The sequence below is a fragment of the Bacillus sp. AFS001701 genome (assembly GCF_002559405.1).
GTDB lineage: Bacteria > Bacillota > Bacilli > Bacillales > Bacillaceae_G > Gottfriedia.
Window position 1 is genome coordinate 1 of record NZ_NTZO01000706.1, and the last position, 1,278, is coordinate 1,278.

Below are 1,278 nucleotides of genomic sequence, written 5' to 3' on the forward strand. Positions count from 1 at the left end.
GAAGCCATTATCTTTTAAGCTTCTTCTTTCTTATGTTAAAAAATGAAATGTTGAATATAAACTCTATTCAGCATAAAAAACGAACCCAATAGCACCTTTTCCTGTATGTGTACTAATTACCGGAGTTGTATAATCAGTTTCATCTAATTCAAGGTTCGTTAGCTGTTGTATTGATTTTCTAAGATTCTCTGCAAGCTCAGTAGCATCTGCATGTGCAATCCCTACACCTTTTATCGCTTTTCCAAGTGTGTCCTGTTCAAAATATTTAGTTAAAGTTTTTACTACTTGCTGATGGCTACGCACTTTACCAACAGGAGAATAAACTCCCCCTTCAAGTGATGCAATCGGTTTAATATTTAGTAATGACCCAATAAAGGCTTTACCCTTTCCAATTCTTCCACCTTTAACTAAGTTTTCAAGCGTATCTACCATGATATATAAATACGTACTATTTTTAATTTCCGTAAGTCGGTTAACAATGTCTTCAACTGTGGATCCCTCTTCAGCCATTTGTGCTGCCTCGATAACTTGAAAAGCCATTGCTCTTGTTATAAAAGCTGAATCGATTACTGTTACATCACCTTCAACCATCCCTGCAGCTACACATGCCGTTGAATAAGTACCGCTTAAACCGCTAGATAAGTGAATTGAAATGACTTTACTTCCATCGGCTGTCAATTTTTCAAATGTTTCTACAAATGTTCCTACAGCTGGTTGAGATGTCTTTGGCAATTCAACTGATTTTTGCATTTCATCAATAAATTGCTTTGGAGATATATTAACCCCATCTAAATATGTTCCACCATTTATTTGAATTGTTAAAGGAATGACTGTTATATTTAAATTTTCAATTTCTTCTTTTAATAAGTCGGCCGTTGAGTCAGTTACAATCTTAATGTTTGCCAATCAATTCACATCTTTCTTCTCTAAAATTCTACAAAATTTGCAAAGCAAATTCATTATATCATTTTTACTATAAGTTAACAGTAAATATTAAAGTTCCATTAAAATTTCAATATTTGTTTGAAAATCCTATTGACATGAGGGAGAGTTTTAAGTTCACGATGGACAAGTCGAGGCTTTATAGATGGAAAATTTTCAAAAAAAAAAAACTCGGTCCATTTACCGAGTCTTTTACTGATTTATTTGCCGTTCTTTTCGTCTTTGTCTTCTAAAAGATCATTTGTTAACCCTTGTGTAGAACGCTTAAATTCTCTAAGTGTATCACCAAATGCTCTTCCGATTTCAGGTAATTTTTTTGGTCCAAATATAATTAAT

2 protein-coding genes are annotated in these 1,278 nt (G+C 33.1%); both read right to left on the minus strand.

The genetic code is table 11. The features are described 5' to 3' along the window. Positions 1-63: 63 nt before the first annotated feature. Positions 64-906 (minus strand): DegV family protein, encoded by an 843-nt coding sequence (locus tag CN514_RS24750; protein ID WP_098234827.1) that lies wholly within the window; start codon positions 904-906, stop codon positions 64-66. Positions 907-1,142: 236 nt separating this feature from the next. Next, positions 1,143-1,278 (minus strand): twin-arginine translocase TatA/TatE family subunit (locus CN514_RS24755; RefSeq protein WP_176526076.1); only part of this gene is annotated, 136 nt, incomplete at its 5' end.